Raw genomic sequence first — 13781 nt, forward strand, 5'->3', positions numbered from 1 at the left:
GGTCTTCCGGATACTCGTCTCATGAATGCGCAGGGCGTGGCCTTGCTGACCGCGGCGATGAACCTCGTCACGCTGCTCTTCGTCGGGCTCCAGACGAGGGCGCTGACGAGGCAGACCAGGCTGGTGGCGGCCAATCTCGAGTACGGCACCCATCAGCGGCTCATCGATTATCTCAACGAGATCAACACCATGATCATCGATAATGACCGCGTTCGCGAGATATTCGCGGACATCGATTTCATCGGCGACAGTGTCCGGCGAAATCCGGAAATTTCCGTGCAGAACATCGCCCTCGCCTGGTCCATATTCAATCGCTACGAGGCCGCCCACACCGGCTACCGGCTGGGCGTCATCAAGGACGACGACTGGGAGATCTGGCTGCGCAGGATCAGGAAGGACCTCAAGATCCCCTTCATCCGCACGGTGTGGCTGCAGGACATGCAGAACTTCGACTACCGCAAGGACTTCCGGGACCTGATCAACGACCTCCTGTAGGCGGCCCCGGCCGGCTCGACGATGGGAGCAGAACGCCACGTTTGACACCAAAACCTGACAGTCTCCTTCGCGGATTGCGATAGCTTGTGTACGGAATGATCACGAATGGAGGCCGTGACATGCCGGAGCAAGGCGGTGGCGGAGCTATGGGGATCGACGTCACCAGGCCAAGCGTCGCCCGTATGTACGACTACTACCTCGGAGGCAAGGACAACTTCGAGGTCGACCGCGACGCCGTAGGGCGGGTCGAGAAGGCGATGCCCGAGATCCGTCAGCTGGCCCAGGAAAACCGGGCGTTCCTGCGCCGCGCGGTGCGGCACATGGCCCGGCAGGGGATCCGGCAGTTCATCGACATCGGCTCCGGCCTGCCCACCGTGGGCAACACGCACGAGATCGCCCAGCAGATCATCCCGGACGCCCGGGTGGTGTACGTCGACAACGACCCGGTCGTGCTGCAACACGGCCGCGCGCTCCTGGCGACCGACCACAACACCACCGTGGCCGCCGCCGACATGCGCCGCCCGGCCGACGTGCTCGGGCACCCGGAGACCGTCAAGCTCATCGACTTCAACGAGCCGGTCGGCGTCCTGATGATCGCCATGGTGCACTTCCTCACCCTGGAGGAGCGCGCCTCGGTCATGGGCCAGCTCCGCCACGCCCTGGTGTCCGGCAGCCACCTGACGGCCACCCACGTCACCGTCGACGGCCACCCGGCGGACGCGGTCGCCCAGATCGAGACGGTGTACGCGGCCACGCCGACGCCGATCTACTTCCGCGAGCACGCCGACGTGGCGAGCTTCTTCGACGGGTTCGACCTGGTGGATCCCGGTCTGGTCACCATCGACGCCTGGCACCCTGACCCGGCCGACCCGGCTCCCGCCGCCACGCGATGGCTGTACGGAGGAGTCGGCCGCAAGCCGTGAGCCGCCTCATCGAGGCTCCGCGCCGCCGGCGACCAGGCGTTTGCCGAGGCGCTGGGCCGGGGCCTCGATCAGCCGGTAGGTCATGGCGCTGAGCGGGATCAGGGCCAGGAAGTACAGCACCGGGTTCGGGATCACGTGCAGCAGGATCGGGTGCAGCAGGTAGAGGGAGAAGCTGATCACGCCGAGCCGCGCCAGCCAGCGCGGGAACGCCCGCCGGCGCAGCGCGAACGCCAGCCCGAAGGCGCCGTACGCGAGCGCGATCGCGGGCGCCCAGCTGGGCTCGTCCTTGGCGAAGAGCCCGCAGCCCAGCACCACCGCCACCGCGACGGCCGCCGTACGCCAGCGGACGGCTCCCTGCTCGGCCCGGTACACCGCCGTCCCCGCGAACATCGTCGCCAAAATGATCACGCCCTGCCAGGTGCCGGCCCGGCTGCCCAGGATCACCAGCCCGAGCCCGAGGAGACCGCCCGCGACGGCGGCGGCCGTACGTACCCTGCCGTGCCCGAGGGCGGTCACCGCGATGGCCGCCACGACCGCGACGGGGAGCAGCACGGCGGCCACGTCGTCCCGGCCGCCGATCATCGTCTGCGGCACCAGCAGGCCCAGGCCCACGGCCACCAGCGCCAGGACGACGGCGATCTCCGCCGATCTGCCGGCCTGCCGCACCTGGAACAGCGCGACGCTGATCAGGTAGAACGCCATCTCGTACGAGAGCGTCCACGTCACGGTGATGACGGCCGGCAGGTTGAGCAGCTCCTGCAACATGGTCAGATTGCCGAGCGCGACCACGGGGAGAGGACGCTCGGCGAGCTGGGGTTCGAGGGGGAGCACGCCTGCCAGGGCCAGGAGCAGCACCAGGCCGCAGGCGCTGATCAGCAGGGGGAGGAGGCGGAAGGCCCGCCCGGTCCAGAAGGCGCGCACGTCGCCGCGCCGTTCCAGGGAGGCGGGGATGATGTACCCGCTGACCAGGAAGAACACGAACACGCCCCAGCTGCCGAGGTCGATCCTCCGGTCCACCTCCACCCAGAGGTCCGGGACGAAGGTCCAGCCGGCGTGGTGCATGGTGACGGCCAGCGCGGCCGGCCCCCGCAGGGCGTCCAGCCAGGCCAGCCGGGCGGGGGCCCTGAACATCTGCCGGAGTCTAGGCCATACGAGACCGCCGGGAGTCCACGTCTCAGACCAGCCGGGCCTCGTAGGCGGCGATGACCAGGTGGACGCGGCTGCGCGCACCGAGCTTGGTCAGCAGGCTGCTGACGTGCGTCTTGATCGTGCTGAGGCTGACGTACAGGCTCTGCGCGATCTCCGCGTCGGACAGGCCCCGGGCCACCAGGACGAGGACCTCGCGCTCGCGTTCGGTGACGTCCAGGCCGCGGACCGGTGGCGCCGGGCTGGTGGCCACGCTGCTCGGGCTGTCGCTCGGCGTGATCCTGCGCAACGGGGCCGTGGCGACCGCGGCGCTGGTGACGATCGTCCTCGTGCTGCCGCCGACCTGGGCGGCTTTCACGGTGCTCGCCGGGTGGGCGGTGGTTCCGCTGCTCGCCGCCGGGCGGCGGGAGTGAATGTGCAGGATGCGGGGGTAGGGGGCGCCCGTAGTCCGAAGAAATGGGGAACGTGTATGAGCCGCATCGGGGAATGGCTGAAGAAGGCGGAGAACCTGGCCAGAGGGCATTCCAAGCAGGCCGACCAGTTGCTGGACCGGGCCGAGCGCTACGCGAAGGAGCGGACCGGCCACAAGTACGACGACCAGATCTCGAAGGGCGCGGACGCGGTGCAGGAGCGTTACGGCGGCGGCGGTCAGAAGCAGCCGCCCGTTCGGGACGAGGAGACCAGGGACCAGAGGCGCGAGGGCTGAACGGCCGGCTACCTGTCCTCGACGAAGGAGAGGTAGCGGTCGGCTGAGCGGCGGACGGCCTCCGTGCCGTCCCCGTGCACGACGCGCTTCCACCAACCCCCGTAAACCCTCTCGAACGCGTACGGCTCCAGCAGGTCCAGGGCACGGCGCACGACGTGCGGACGTTCCGGGATGTAGTTGGGGTAGCTGTACATGAAGCTCACCCAGCGCCGGTCCTGGACGACCTGGAGGATGTCACCCGAGAACAGGGCACGCTCGGACGACCAGTGCAGCACCTGGCCGCCCTCGAAGTGCACGCCCGCGTTGATCAGGGTGAGGTCCTCCGACAGCCGGTGGGTGTCGCCTTCCCAGAAGATGACCGAGTCGTCCGGTCTGGCCACCCACCGCCTGTCGGCGGCGTGGATGTATACCGGGGCGTCGAAGGCCCGGGACCATTCGATCATGGAGCCGTAGAAGTGGGGGTGGCTGATGGCGATGGCCGACACCCCGCCCAGCTCCTCGACCTCGGCGATCAGGTCGTCGTCGAGGTAGGAGACCATGTCCCAGAGCACGTTGCCCTCCGGCGTGCGCAGCAGGAGCGCGCGCTGCCCGATCGCCGTGGGCGGGGCGGTGCCGATGCCCAACACGCGCGGGCCCTCCTCCTCCACCCGGCCGCGATGGCCCTCGGCCGCCAGGCCCGCCAGCGTGGTCCACCGCTGGCCGTCCCAGCCGACGTACTGGCGCTCGTCCTCGCAGATCGGGCAGTCGGGGCGCGGCTCGGCGTACTGGACGCCGCAGGTGCGGCAAATGGGCAGGTCGGCCGGTGGCATGCGGCCAGCCTAGCGCGGGCCTGTACGGTGATCGCATGGTCAGAGGGGGGTTGCTGGTCGCGGGGACCACGTCCGACGCGGGCAAGAGCGTGCTGACGGCGGGGATCTGCCGGTGGCTGGCCCGCAGGGGCGTGCGCGTCGCGCCCTTCAAGGCGCAGAACATGTCGCTCAACTCGTACGTCACCGCTCAAGGCGCCGAGATCGGCCGGGCCCAGGCGACGCAGGCGCAGGCCGCCTACCTGGAGCCGACGGTGGACATGAACCCCATCCTCCTCAAACCGGGCACCGACCGCCGCAGCCAGGTCGTCCTCATGGGCAACCCGGTGGCGGACGTGGACGCCATGGAGTACGGCGCGCTCAAGGACCTCCTGCGCGCCACCGCGCTGGAGGCGCTCGAAAGGCTCAGGGGTCAGTACGACGTGGTCGTGTGCGAGGGCGCGGGCAGCCCCGCCGAGATCAACCTGCGCCGCGGCGACATCGCCAACATGGGCCTGGCCAGGGCCGCGAACCTGCCCGTGATCGTGGTCGGCGACATCGACAGGGGAGGGGTGTTCGCCGCGTTCTACGGCACGGTGGGCCTCTTAGACGCCGACGACCAATCGCATATTTCCGGATTTGTCGTGAACAAGTTCCGCGGCGCGCGGGAGCTCCTGGAGCCCGGCCTCGACATGCTCAGGCGGCTGACCGGGCGCGAGGTGTACGGCGTCCTGCCCTGGCTCGACGGGCTCTGGCTGGACGTCGAGGACTCGTTGGCCCTGGACAGCCGGAAGGTCGCGGTGGGCGCCCCGTACGGCAGGCAGACCCTCCGGGTGGCCGTCGTGCGGCTGCCGAGGATCTCGAACTTCACCGATCTGGACGCCCTGGCCGCCGAGCCGGGGGTCGTGGTGCGTTTCGTGACCGATCCGGTCGAGCTGGACGACGCCGACCTGGTGGTGCTGCCGGGCTCCAGAGCCACGGTGAGCGACCTGGCGTGGCTGCGGGAGCGCGGGCTGGCGGCGGCGATCATCGACCGCGCGGGGCCCGTGCTGGGGATCTGTGGCGGGTTCCAGATGCTCGGGCGGGAGATCGTGGACGAGGTGGAGTCGGGGGCGGGCAAGGTCGAAGGGCTCGGGCGGCTGCCGGTACGCGTCGAGTTCGCGAAGGAGAAGCGGCTCGGGCGGCCGGAGGGCACGGCGTACGGGCAGCCGGTCCGCGCGTACGAGATCCACCACGGGCTGGCTTCGGTCGACGGAGGCGAGCCGTTCCTCGACGGCTGCCGGGCCGGCAACGTCTGGGGCACCACCTGGCACGGCGCCCTGGAGAACGACGGTTTCCGCCGGGCCTTCCTGGCCGACGTGGCCGCGCGGGCGGGACGCGACTTCGCGCCGGCTCCCGGCACGGACTTCGCCGCGCTCCGGGAGGAGCGGCTCGACGCGCTCGGCGACCTGGTGGAACGGCACCTCGACACGGACGCGCTGCTCCGCCTCATCGAGCACGGCCCGCCGGACGTCCCGGTCCTGCCCCCGGGCGCGCCGCCGCTCGGCTAGCCCGCGCTCATCGCGTCTGGGCTCATTTTGTCTGGGCTCCGTCTGCCCGGGCTGTGCGCTGGGCGTCGATCCAGGCGTCGATCTGCTCCCAATGGTCGTACAACCACCGGATCCGGTCCTCCCGCTCCGCCGGGATCTCGGCCGCGGGCACCCGCCACCACTTCGCGGTGATCTGAGCGTTGAAGGGCAGCTTGCGCCAGACGTCCCCCAGCGTGATGAGGTCGTCGAGCCCGGTGTGCGCGACGAAGATGACGTCCGCCGCCGGGCACGCCTCGATGGCCGTGATGGCGCCGTTCGGGCGGGGCGGGAGCAGGTGGTCCATGCCGCGCGCCCGCTCCGCCTCCTCGGTCAGGCCCTTCTCCTCCAGTCGCCGGATGGCGAGCCGGCGGCGGCGCGGGGTGAAGTTGCCGCCCTCGGGGAAGATCACGAGAGCGTCCTGGTCGCCCATCGTGGCGGCGAGGCGGTGGATCTCCTCGATGACCCGCTTCTGCCCGGACTTGCGGGGCACGAACGCGTTCGGCAGCCGGTTGATCACGACGTCCAGCGAGGGGTCGTATTGGAGTGCGGCCTTCATGACGATGCGCGGCTGCCGGTGATAGATCGCCAAAAGGTAATAAATCAGCAAAAAGGAGTCGCCCGGGCCCGCGTGCCGGGACAGCACGATGACCGGTCGCGTCAGCCTGGCGGACTGCTCCTCGGTCGTCAGGTCGGGCTCCCGGATCTCCAGCGTCAGCCGGAAGATCCGGACGGCGGCCGCGTGCACCTTGGCCAGGAACCACCTGATCAGGGCGTAATGCCGCTCCTGGCGCCGGGCCCCGCCCGCCACCCACAGCCACAGGCACGCGATCAGCACGCCCGACTCCAGCGTCAGCCACACCGTGGCGAACCAGACGAACCTCGCCCCTCTGCGCCGCGGCGGCGGCAGGCGCAGCGAGGCCGCGGCCGTGACCAGGAGCCAGAACGGCAGCGTCACCACCATGAACACGGTCACCACGATGACCAGCGGAGCCAGCACCAGCCGGCGGAGAATACGCGGTGGAAGCAACGGCGGCCTCCCTGCAACGGTCTAACCCTCATCCTCCTCTGTTACGCAAATAGCGGGAAGAAGCGCTGTACGCCCGCTCGATGCAGGCGGAGATCTGCGAGATGTCGCGGTAGCGCAGCGGGGAGAGCGCCTCGGTCATCCCGGCGGGCAGCACGTGCACCTCCACGCCGGGCGGCAGGCTGGCCATGTCCTCGGCGAACCGGTGCCTGCGCGCGATCTCGAACGCCACCATGCCCACCTCCCAGAACCTCCTGGGCGGCGCCAGCGGCCGTTCGATCCGCCCGACGTGCAGGACGTAGACGCGCTTGGCGCCGAGCTGCACGGCCCGCCCCACGGGGATGCTGTGCACCAGCCCCCCGTCGTAGAAGTGCTCGCCGCCGATCACGACGGGCGGCAGCAGCCCGGGCACCGCGCACGACGCCAGCACCGCATCGACCAGCGGCCCGCCGGTGAACCAGTGAGCCGCCGCCCGCTCGACCGAGGCCGCCACGCACTGGAAGGGGACCTCCAGCTCCTCGATCCGCGAAACCCCCACGGTCCCGCTCAGAACCTCGCGCAACGGCCCGATCGGGTGCAGATGAGTGCCGGTCCTGGCCAGCGTGGACAACCGGGCCACCCACGAACCGGCGAAGGCCGTACGTACGACGTCGGAGCGCCACAGAGTGGTCAGCCGCTCCACCGCCTCGGACGGGGCGGCGGCGATGACCACCCCGTTCAGGGCGCCCACGGATGTGCCCACGACGAGGTCGGGGCTGATGCCCGCCTCGTCGAGCGCCTGCAGCATGCCCACCTCGTGCGCGCCGAGCACGCCCCCGCCACCGAGCACGAACGCCGTTTCCACGCCACCCACCCTCTCGTTGCCGCGTCCCGGAAGCAAAGCCATCCGCACGCTGCCGGACCCGTCCGGTGACGGAGGTCCCGCGCGGCGGGACGATTCGGCCATGACAGCAGTGGTGCAGGCCGAAGGGCTGACCAAGTATTACGGCAGGCGCCGCGGCCTGGAAGATCTCACGCTGGAGATCCAGCCGGGGGAGATCTTCGGGTATCTCGGGCCGAACGGCGCAGGCAAGACGACCACGCTCCGGTTACTGCTCGACGTGATCAGGCCCACCCGGGGCACGGTACGCGTCCTCGGCGCCGACCCGCGCGAGGCCGCGACCCGCTCCAGGATCGGCTACCTGCCGGGCGAGCTGGCGCTGGAGGGCCGCGAACGGGCCAGGGACTACCTGCGCTTCCTCGGCAGGATGCGCGGCGGCGTGCCGGACACGCGCATCGAAGCCCTGGCCGAGCGCCTCGAGGCCGACCTGTCGGTGCAGATGCGCAAGCTCTCCAAGGGCAACAAGCAGAAGGTCGGGCTGATCCAGGCGTTCATGCACGAGCCGGAGTTCCTCATCCTGGACGAGCCGACGGGCGGGTTGGATCCGCTGGTGCAGCACGAGTTCCTGGCCATGGTCAGGGAGGTGCGCCAGTCCGGGCGAACCGTGCTGATGTCCTCGCACGTGCTCGCCGAGGTCGAGAACGTCTCGGACCGGGTCGGAATCGTACGGGACGGGCGCCTGGTGGCCGTGGAGGACGTGGCGGCGCTGCGCGAGAAGGCGGTGCGCCGGGTCGAGCTGCACTTCGACGCGCCCGTGCCGCGAGCGGCGTTCGAGAACCTGCCCGGCGTGCGCGATCTGCGCGTGGAGGGTGCCGGCGTGCGCTGCACGATCGACGGCCGCCCGGACGCGCTGATCAAGGCGGCGGCCGCCTTCACCGTGGTGCACATGGTGAGCGCGGAACCGGACCTGGAGGAGATCTTCCTGACCTACTACAGCGACGAGGAGCGGCACCATGATCGCTAAGAGCCTGCGCGACAACCGGCGGTCGCTCATCTGGTGGTGCCTGGGCATCAGCGCTTTCATGGGCGTCTATCTGGGCGCGTACGCCAACGTCAAGCTGAACCCCGAGACCTACGACTCCATGGCCATGGCCAAGTTCCCCGGGCCGCTCAAGGACCTGATGGGCGGGCTCGGGGACTTCGCCTCCAGCGCCGGCTACCTGCAGACGGTCGTCTACCAGCTCTTCGTCCCCATGCTGTTCATCGTGTTCGCGACGCTCCTGGCCAACCGGGCGATCGCGCAGCCGGAGGAGTCGGGCACGCTGGAGCTGGTCGTCACGCTGCCGGTGGACCGGCGGCGGCTGGTGCTGGACAGGTTCGCCGCGCTGGCGGTCGCGATGCTCGTGCTGGCCGTCGTGACGCTGCTCGCCATGTGGGCGATGAGCGAGGTCGTGGAGATGGGGGTGCCGTTCGACCGGATCCTGGCCGCGCACCTCGGGGTGCTCCTGGTCGGGCTGCTGTTCGGGACGATGGGGCTGGCGGTCGGCGCGGCCACCGGGCGCAGGTCGATCGCCTCCGCCGTGGTCGGGGTGTGGGTGGTGGCCGGCTACGTCGTGGTCACGATCGGCCGGAACATCGACGCCATCTCCTGGCTGAAGTGGGTCTCGCCGTTCCACTACTACGCCGAGGGCCGGCCGCTCTATGAGGGGCTGCCGGTCGGGGACTACCTTGTGCTGGCGGGGGCGACGGCCGTGCTCGCGCTCACCGCGGTGCTCTCCTTCGACAGGCGTGACGTAGGAGTGTGATGGCGATCTCCGAGCTGCCCGCCGACCTGCTCGCCGACCTGCTCGGCGGGCATCGGCGGGTGCTGGCCGAGCACGCCGCGACCGGCCGCTTACCCTCCCGCGAGGCGCTCGACGCCTACCGCGCGGCGGGCAGGCGCGCCGCCACGCTGGGGGTGCCGCTGCGGGTGCTGGTGGACGGCGCGCTCGCCGCCGGCGAGGGGCTGCCGGAAGCGCTGCCCGCGCTGCGCAAGGCGGTCTCCGCGCTGATGGAGGGGTACGAGAGGGCGCAGCTCGCCGCCATCCGCGAGGAGGAGCAGGCCTGGCGGGAGTTCGTGGACGACCTGCTCCAGGGGCGGGCCGAGCGGCTGGCGGAGCGGGCCGAGCACTTCGGGCTGCGGCTGGCGGGGTCGTACGTGGTGGCCGTGGCCCGCGGCATGCGCGACGGCGACCAGGACCGCATCGAACGGGACCTGATCGCCCGGTTCGGCTCGCACAACGTGCTCGTGGCCGTGCGCGACGGGCTGCTGGTGTGCGTGGCCCCGGCGACGCTGCCGGCCGCGGTGGGAGAGTTCACCCATCACGTACGCGCCCGCTTCCCGGCCGGGTGGCGGGTCGCGGTGGGACGGCCGCAGCGCGGCCCCGGCGGCGTGGTGGCCTCCTACCGGGAGGCGGCGCAGGCCCTGGAGCTGGCCGACGGGCTGGGGCTCAGGGCCGACGTGGTCAAGGCGGCCGACCTGCTCGTCTTCCCCGTGCTGCTGCGCGACAGGGGCGCGATCGAGGACCTCGTGACCAGCGTGCTGAGCCCGCTGCTGGGGGCGCGGGGCGGGCACGAGCCGCTGCTGGAGACGCTGGAGGCCGTCTTCGCCTCGCACGGCAACCAGACGGCCGCGGCCCGGCGGCTGGGGCTGAGCCCGCGGGCGGTCACGTACCGGCTGGAGCGCATCCGCCGTCTGACCGGCTTCTCGCCGGACGACCCGACGCAGCGCTTCACCCTGGAGACCGCCGTGCTCGGGGCCCGTCTGCTGGGCTGGCCCACGAGCCCCGGCTTCGGCCTCAGTCGGTGACGGCGAGGCGGATGCCGAAGCCGACGATGACCACGCCGGTCAGGCGGTCGAGGAAGCGGCGTACGGCGGGCGTCCGCAGGAAGCCGCCCACCAGCGAAGCGAACCCGATCAGCGCCGCGCTCCACAGCAGCCCCTCGGCCACGTGCACGCCGGCCAGCACCAACCCCATGACCGCGTGCGGCGCCCCGTCCGGGATGAAATGCGGCAGCATGGCCACGTAGAACGCCCCGACCTTGGGGTTGAGCAGGTTCGTGACCAGCCCGCGCCGGAACCCGCCCCCGAACCGCACCGCCTGCTCCGGCTCGTCGTGGGGCGCGGTCTTGGCCAGGAGCATGCGCAGGCCCATCCACACCAGGTACGCCACGCCGGCCCAGCGCAGGATCTCGTAGCCGAGCCGCGAGGCGGCCAGCAGCGCCGACAGCCCGGCCGCGGTGAGCACGCCCCACGTGAGCGTGCCGAGCTGGATGCCGAGCGTCACGCCCCAGGCCGCTCGCCTGCTCGCCAGCAAGGACGTACGCAGGATCAGAGCCGTGTCGAGGCCGGGGGTGAGCGTGAGCAGTGCCACTACGGCGGCGAACGACCAGATTGATCCTGCGATGTCCATGGCGTCAGGGTATGAGGAGCAGTTTTCCTGTCGTCCGGCGGGCCGCCAGGTCCTCGTGCGCCTGGTGCGCCTCGGACAGCGGGTAGCGGTGCGAGATGTTGATGGTGAGCTGTCCCGACTTGATCCAGCCGAACAGGTCGGAGGCGCGCCGCAGCAGCTCCTCGCGCTCGGCTATGTAGTGGACGAGCGTGGGCCTGGTCAGGAAGAGCGAGCCCTTGCGGTTGAGGATCTGGGGGTCGATCGGCGGCACCGGGCCACTGGCGGCGCCGTACAGGGCCATGAGGCCGCGCGGCCGCAGCGCGTCGAGCCCGCCCTCGAACGTGGCCTTGCCGACGCCGTCGTACACCACGTCGATCCTGTCCCGCAGCGCCTCGGCGAAGTCGTCGTACCGCAGCACCTCGTCGGCGCCGGCCTCCCTGGCCAGCTTCTCCTTCTCGCTGGTGGAGACGGTGGTGTGGACCTTGGCGCCCCTGAGCTTGGCCAGCTGGATGAGCAGCTGCCCCATGCCGCCGGCTCCGGCGTGGACGAGCACCTCGTCGCCCTCCCGCACCTCGTGGGTGGAGTGGGTGAGGTAGTGGGCGGTCATCCCCTGGAGCATCGCCGCCGCGGCCACGTCGGCCGGGACGCCGTCGGGCACGGGCACGGCCCGGTCGGCCGGGACCACCGCCTTCTCGGCGTAGCTGCCCAGGACGTTGGCCCAGGCCACGGTGTCGCCCACGGCCACCCCTTGCACCCCGGGCCCGACGGCCGAGACCGTGCCCGCGCCCTCGGAGCCGATGGGAGTGGGCAGGTCGAGCGGGTACGCGCCGGAGCGGTGGTAGATGTCGATGAAGTTGACCCCGCTGGCCGCGACGTCGACCACGATCTCCCCCTCGCCGGGGACGGGATCGGGCCGCTCCACGTATTCGAGAACCTCAGGACCGCCAGGGGCGGAGACGATGATGGCATGCATGACGCCTAGTCAACTCCGTACGTGCGGGGGAATGCCACCCGGGTCCGGCTTTCCCCCAGGTGGCGAATACGTGGCGTGCTCGGCCCTGCGCGGTGTGCGGCGTGTCGGTAAGCTAGCGCGCCGTGAGCGGTGAAACCTCCCACATCGGGCGCTACAGGTTGCTTAGCGTGCTGGGTCGGGGCGGCATGGGCACGGTCCATCTCGCCGAGGATCCGGCTGGGCAGCGGGTCGCCGTCAAAGTGATCAACCCGGAGCTGACCCAGCACGAGCAGTTCCGCATGCGGTTCCGCAGGGAGGCGGACGCCGCCCAGAGGGTGCGCAGGTTCTGCACGGCCGCGGTGATCGAGGCCGCGCTCGACGGCGACCAGCTCTATGTCGTCACCGAATACGTGCCCGGCCCGAACCTCGAGGCCGCCGTACGCCAGTCGGGCCCCCTGCGCGGCTCCAGCCTCGACGCGCTGGCCGTCGGCGTGGCCACCGCGCTGACCGCCATCCACGGTGCCGGTGTGGTGCACAGGGACCTCAAGCCGTCGAACGTGCTGCTGTCGCCCGTCGGCCCGCGCGTGATCGACTTCGGCATCGCGCGGGCGCTCGACACGCTCGGAGGCGTCACGGGCACCGGCGAGCTGGTGGGCACGCCCCGCTACATGGCTCCCGAGGTGCTGCGGGGCGAACCTGTGTCCCCGGCCTGCGACGTCTTCTCGTGGGGATGCCTGGTCGCGTTCGCCGCCAGCGGCAGGGCGCCCTTCGGCGGCGACACGCTGCCCTCGATCGTCTACCAGGTGCTCAACACCGAGCCGGATCTCAGCGAGGTCGAGCCCGGCCTGCGCGAGCTGGTCGGGGCCGCGCTGCGGAAGGACCCGGCCGCGCGGCCCAGCGCGCAGCAGCTGCTCGACCAGCTCGTCGGGCGGTCGGCCGGGCCCGAACAGGCGGCGCATACCGTACAGGTGGCCTGGCAGCAGGCCACGGTGCCGTACACGTCCGTCCAGCAGAAGCCCAAGGGCAACCGCGCCAAGCTGATCGCGGGCGTCGCGGCGGCGGCCGCGGCGGTGCTCGTGGCGGGCTCGGTGGCCGCGTGGGCGGTGTTCAGCCCCAGCGGGCCGCCCGACATGAGCGTTCTCTACCGCGAGGACTTCACGCAGACCTCCGGCGGCTGGAACGGCGTCTACGACCCGGACGAGACGGCCAGCTACGGCTACCGGACGGACGGGACGTACGGGCTGGACGTGGAGAAGGGGTCCGAGGAGCGGTGGGCGAAGGCGCCCATACCCTTCCTCATCGCCACGCCGACCAACACGCCCGACCCGTCGGCCACGCCCACGCCGATGTTGCCCTCGTCCGTCGTCGTCGCCGTCACCGCCGAGGTCAAGAAGTCGGTCGGGAGCGGCGAGTACGGCGTGTACTGCCACAACATGGACGATGACGACACGTACTACGAGTTCGCGCTCGACACGACCGGGAAGGCCAGGATCCGGCGGATCGTGGACGGATCGGGCGGGACGCTGGCTCAGCCGGTGCAGGTGGACGGCCTGCCCGGCAAGGCCCGGGTGGTGGCGGCGTGCGAGCAGACCGGGTCGGCGGTGCGGCTGACGATGTGGGTGAACGATCGGCGGGTGCACCAGGTGGAGGATCCGAACGGGCTCGGGAACGGGTATGTGGGGTTGTTCGCGCGTACGCCCAAGGACGAGACGTCGCTGCTGAAGACGACGTTCGACGACTTCGAACTACGCGGCCAGAAGACCCCCTGACCCTCCCGGGGCACCGGCGCGGGCTGCTCTTGCCGGCGCGGGCGGCGGTTCGCAGCGCACCGGCATGGCCGGCGGCTCACAGCGCACCGGCATGGCCGGCGGCGAGTGCCGCACACCGGCGCGGGCGGCAGCACGGGCGGCGGTTCATAGAGCACCGGCACG

At 71.1% G+C, this 13781-nt stretch carries 16 protein-coding genes; 9 read left to right on the forward strand and 7 right to left on the reverse strand.

Annotated elements, in window-relative coordinates:
• Window positions 1-21: 21 nt before the first annotated feature.
• Both ABZX61_RS33530 and ABZX61_RS33535 read left to right on the forward strand, forming a co-directional pair.
• Window positions 22-495 carry a hypothetical protein gene (locus ABZX61_RS33530; RefSeq protein ID WP_350731685.1) on the forward strand — a complete coding sequence of 158 codons (474 nt, stop codon included), beginning with the start codon at window positions 22-24 and terminating at the stop codon, window positions 493-495.
• A 119-nt stretch (window positions 496-614) separates the two neighbouring features.
• On the forward strand, window positions 615-1418 hold the full coding sequence (locus tag ABZX61_RS33535; RefSeq protein ID WP_355200129.1) for an SAM-dependent methyltransferase: 804 nt from the start codon (window positions 615-617) through the stop codon (window positions 1416-1418).
• A gap of 6 nt (window positions 1419-1424) precedes the next feature.
• On the opposite strand, the gene ABZX61_RS33540 is transcribed toward ABZX61_RS33535, so the two are convergent.
• Window positions 1425-2549: an acyltransferase gene (locus ABZX61_RS33540; protein WP_355200130.1), complete on the reverse strand. Its 1125-nt coding sequence runs from the start codon at window positions 2547-2549 to the stop codon at window positions 1425-1427.
• A gap of 43 nt (window positions 2550-2592) precedes the next feature.
• Window positions 2593-2817, reverse strand: coding sequence for a LuxR C-terminal-related transcriptional regulator (locus tag ABZX61_RS33545; RefSeq protein WP_355200131.1), 225 nt, complete (start codon window positions 2815-2817; stop codon window positions 2593-2595).
• Here ABZX61_RS33545 and ABZX61_RS33550 point away from each other — a divergent pair.
• Together ABZX61_RS33550 and ABZX61_RS33555 are read left to right on the forward strand one after the other, a co-directional pair.
• On the forward strand, window positions 2810-2977 hold the full coding sequence (locus ABZX61_RS33550) for a hypothetical protein (protein WP_355200132.1): 168 nt from the start codon (window positions 2810-2812) through the stop codon (window positions 2975-2977). The two genes, ABZX61_RS33545 and ABZX61_RS33550, sit on opposite strands and share 8 nt — an antisense overlap.
• Window positions 2978-3033: 56 nt before the next feature.
• On the forward strand, window positions 3034-3270 hold the full coding sequence (locus tag ABZX61_RS33555; protein WP_350731678.1) for an antitoxin: 237 nt from the start codon (window positions 3034-3036) through the stop codon (window positions 3268-3270).
• An 8-nt stretch (window positions 3271-3278) separates the two neighbouring features.
• Here ABZX61_RS33555 and ABZX61_RS33560 read toward each other — a convergent pair whose 3' ends face one another.
• A complete protein-coding gene (locus ABZX61_RS33560) occupies window positions 3279-4079 on the reverse strand; it encodes an MBL fold metallo-hydrolase (RefSeq protein ID WP_355200133.1) in 801 nt (266 codons plus the stop codon).
• Window positions 4080-4114: 35 nt separating this feature from the next.
• Between ABZX61_RS33560 and ABZX61_RS33565 the strand changes: the two genes are divergently transcribed.
• The gene (locus ABZX61_RS33565; protein ID WP_355200134.1) at window positions 4115-5605 is read left to right on the forward strand and encodes a cobyric acid synthase; all 1491 of its coding nucleotides are present in this window, start codon (window positions 4115-4117) and stop codon (window positions 5603-5605) included.
• Between the two features lie 22 nt (window positions 5606-5627).
• Here ABZX61_RS33565 and ABZX61_RS33570 read toward each other — a convergent pair whose 3' ends face one another.
• Together ABZX61_RS33570 and ABZX61_RS33575 are read right to left on the reverse strand one after the other, a co-directional pair.
• Window positions 5628-6650, reverse strand: a complete 1023-nt coding sequence (locus ABZX61_RS33570; protein WP_355200135.1) for a 1-acyl-sn-glycerol-3-phosphate acyltransferase — start codon at window positions 6648-6650, stop codon at window positions 5628-5630.
• A 28-nt stretch (window positions 6651-6678) separates the two neighbouring features.
• Window positions 6679-7491, reverse strand: a complete 813-nt coding sequence (locus ABZX61_RS33575; RefSeq protein ID WP_350731671.1) for a patatin-like phospholipase family protein — start codon at window positions 7489-7491, stop codon at window positions 6679-6681.
• Between the two features lie 100 nt (window positions 7492-7591).
• Between ABZX61_RS33575 and ABZX61_RS33580 the strand changes: the two genes are divergently transcribed.
• Genes ABZX61_RS33580 through ABZX61_RS33590 form a run of 3 tightly spaced genes read left to right on the forward strand, consistent with a single transcriptional unit; the run spans window position 7592 to window position 10315 of the window.
• The gene (locus tag ABZX61_RS33580) at window positions 7592-8491 is read left to right on the forward strand and encodes an ABC transporter ATP-binding protein (protein ID WP_355200136.1); all 900 of its coding nucleotides are present in this window, start codon (window positions 7592-7594) and stop codon (window positions 8489-8491) included.
• The gene (locus ABZX61_RS33585; RefSeq protein WP_355200137.1) at window positions 8481-9272 is read left to right on the forward strand and encodes an ABC transporter permease subunit; all 792 of its coding nucleotides are present in this window, start codon (window positions 8481-8483) and stop codon (window positions 9270-9272) included. The genes ABZX61_RS33580 and ABZX61_RS33585 overlap by 11 nt, the downstream gene beginning before the upstream one ends.
• Window positions 9272-10315 (forward strand): helix-turn-helix domain-containing protein, encoded by a 1044-nt coding sequence (locus ABZX61_RS33590; RefSeq protein ID WP_355200138.1) that lies wholly within the window; start codon window positions 9272-9274, stop codon window positions 10313-10315. Before ABZX61_RS33585 ends, ABZX61_RS33590 begins: the two co-directional genes overlap by 1 nt.
• On the opposite strand, the gene ABZX61_RS33595 is transcribed toward ABZX61_RS33590, so the two are convergent.
• Both ABZX61_RS33595 and ABZX61_RS33600 read right to left on the reverse strand, forming a co-directional pair.
• Entirely contained in the window at window positions 10305-10919 is a 615-nt protein-coding gene (locus tag ABZX61_RS33595; protein WP_355200139.1) for a LysE family translocator, read from the reverse strand. The genes ABZX61_RS33590 and ABZX61_RS33595 overlap by 11 nt on opposite strands.
• 4 nt (window positions 10920-10923) lie before the next feature.
• On the reverse strand, window positions 10924-11871 hold the full coding sequence (locus ABZX61_RS33600) for a quinone oxidoreductase (protein ID WP_355200140.1): 948 nt from the start codon (window positions 11869-11871) through the stop codon (window positions 10924-10926).
• Between the two features lie 122 nt (window positions 11872-11993).
• Between ABZX61_RS33600 and ABZX61_RS33605 the strand changes: the two genes are divergently transcribed.
• Complete coding sequence (locus ABZX61_RS33605; RefSeq protein ID WP_355200141.1) at window positions 11994-13619, forward strand: serine/threonine-protein kinase; 1626 nt, start codon at window positions 11994-11996, stop codon at window positions 13617-13619.
• Window positions 13620-13781: the final 162 nt, after the last annotated feature.

The sequence above is a fragment of the Nonomuraea sp. NPDC003709 genome (assembly GCF_040610775.1).
In the GTDB taxonomy this organism is placed as follows: Bacteria; Actinomycetota; Actinomycetes; order Streptosporangiales; family Streptosporangiaceae; genus Nonomuraea; species Nonomuraea angiospora_A.